This is a genomic window from Curtobacterium flaccumfaciens, assembly GCF_051548005.1.
In the GTDB taxonomy this organism is placed as follows: Bacteria; Actinomycetota; Actinomycetes; order Actinomycetales; family Microbacteriaceae; genus Curtobacterium.
Genome location: NZ_JBPUGH010000252.1, coordinates 1 through 2040, shown reverse-complemented (window position 1 = coordinate 2040; position 2040 = coordinate 1). Strand labels below are relative to the sequence as shown.

Sequence of the window (2040 nt, the reverse complement as noted above, 5' to 3'; positions counted from 1 at the left end):
GGCCCACGCCGCAGGTACCTGACCGACGCGCCGGCGGCGGGCAGGCCGTGCCCGTGGGGAGACGCGCGGGGCGGCCCCGCCGCAGGGGTGACCACCTCAGGTGGTGACGGCCCGCGCCTCGGCGACCAGTGCCTCCAGGACGGTCCGCACCCCGGGGCGGACCGCGCGGTCCGGACGGACGAGCGCGTCGATGCGGCGCCCTGCACGGACGTCCGCGAGCTCCGCCAGGTGGAACCGCCCGGCGGCCCGAGTGCCCGACGTGTACCGCGGCACCAGGGCGATGCCGTGCCCCGCCGCCACGAGGTTCTCGATCACCGGCAGGTGGATCGTCCGGAACGCGACGCTCGGCGGGGTGTCCGTCGCGGCGGCGAGGGCCGTGAGGACGCGGTCGATCGGGTAGTCCTCCGGCACGCCGATCCAGGTCTCCCCCACGACGTCGTCGATCCCGACCCGTCGGCGTCCGGCGAGCGGGTGGTCCGGCGGGAACGCGACGTCGAGCGGCTCCCGGAGGAGCGGGACGGTCTCGAGGCCCGAGCGTCCCGCCGGCGGCGCCCCGTCCGGACGGTGCCCGACGACGACGTCGTGGTCGGCGGCCAGCGGCCCGAACTCGTCCTCGCTGACGTCCACGTCGACCAGCACCAGCTCGATGCCGGGGTGCTCGCGCATCCGGGCGAGCAGGCCCGGCAGCAGCAGCTCCGCGGCGGAGGGGAAGATCGCGAGGTCGACGCGTCCGACGGCGCCGCCGACGTGTTCGCGCCACGCGGCGTCGACCTCCGCGACCGCGGTGGCGATGCCCGCAGCGAGTCGGGCGAGGACCCGGCCGTCCTCGGTGAGCCGGACACCGCGCCCGCTGCGCTCGACGAGCGGGGTGCCGACCTGTCGCTGCAGGGTGCGGAGTTGCTGCGAGACCGCGCTCGGCGTGCGGTGGGTCGCGTCGGCGACAGCGGTGACGCTGCCGCGCTCGGCGAGTTCCCGGAGGACGGCGAGCAGCTGCACGTCGAAGTCGACCATGCAGGGACCCTACAACCTCGCTGTCGAACTGTGCGCTGGTGCTACAGCGTCGCCGCCGTCATGGTGGGAGGGTGCTCGCCCGTGACCGTCTCCTCGCCGTCGTCGTCGCCGTGGCTTGGGGGCTCAACTTCCCCGCCACCGCCCTCGCGCTCGACCACTTCCCGCCGTTCCTGCTCGCTGCGCTCCGGTTCACGCTGCTCGCCGTGCCGACGGTGCTGTTCGTGCCCCGCCCGCGCATCCCGTTCGGACGGCTCCTGCTCGTCGGTCTCGGTCTCGGCGTGCTGCAGTTCGCGTTCCTCTACCTGAGCATGGCGTCCGGGATGCCGTCGGGGCTCGCGTCGCTCGTGCTCCAGGCCTCGGCACCGTTCACCGTCGTGCTCGCGGGGGTGTTCCTCCGCGAGCGCCTCACCGGTCGGCAGGTCATCGGGGTGACGGTCGCGGTGTGCGCCCTCGCCGCGATCGCGGTGCACCGGGCGCAGGCTGCGGCGCTGCTCCCCGTCGTGCTCGCACTGTGCGGTGCGCTCGGGTGGGCGATCGGCAACGTCGCGACGAGGCGGGCAGGTGCGTCGAACCCGTTGCACCTGACGCTGTGGTGGTCGATCGTGCCGCCCGTGCCGATGGCCGTGCTCTCGCTCACGGTCGAGGGGCCCGAGCGCATCGGGCGGGCGCTCGGCACGGTGTTCACCCCTGGTGCACTGCCGGCCGACCTCGGGCTGCTGTACATCGTGCTCGTGGCGACGCTGGTCGGGTACGGCATCTGGTCCCGGCTCCTGGCGACGTACCCGTCGAGCACGGTGGCGCCGTTCTCGATGCTCGTGCCGGTGATCGGGGTGCTCGCCTCGTGGGTGGCGTTCGGGGAGGTGCCGGACGCGGTCGAGGTCGTGGCGGGGGCGGTCGTGGTCGGGGCGGTGCTGTGGTCGTCGCGGCCGGCAAGGGTCGGGTTGCCGGGTGCTCCGGCGGTCCCGGGCGGTCGGGCGCTGCGGGGCGGTCCGGCGGCGCCTGGGGCTCCGGCGGCGCCCGGCGCTGCGG

The 2040-nt window shown here is 75.2% G+C and carries 2 protein-coding genes; one reads left to right on the top strand and one right to left on the bottom strand.

What is annotated here, in order from left to right; translation table 11 throughout:
- Nucleotides 1–96 precede the first annotated feature (96 nt).
- On the bottom strand, nucleotides 97–1011 hold the full coding sequence (locus tag ACSW7Y_RS17070; RefSeq protein ID WP_438127415.1) for a LysR family transcriptional regulator: 915 nt from the start codon (nucleotides 1009–1011) through the stop codon (nucleotides 97–99).
- A gap of 71 nt (nucleotides 1012–1082) precedes the next feature.
- On the opposite strand from ACSW7Y_RS17070, the gene ACSW7Y_RS17065 reads away from it, so the two are divergent.
- A partial coding sequence (locus ACSW7Y_RS17065) for an EamA family transporter (RefSeq protein ID WP_438127414.1) occupies nucleotides 1083–2040 on the top strand: 958 nt, incomplete at its 3' end.

Excerpts from the sequence above, each read along its gene's own strand:
- ACSW7Y_RS17070 (WP_438127415.1), bottom strand. The coding sequence starts at position 1,011 with ATGGTCGACTTCGACGTGCAGCTGCTCGCCGTCCTCCGGGAACTCGCC.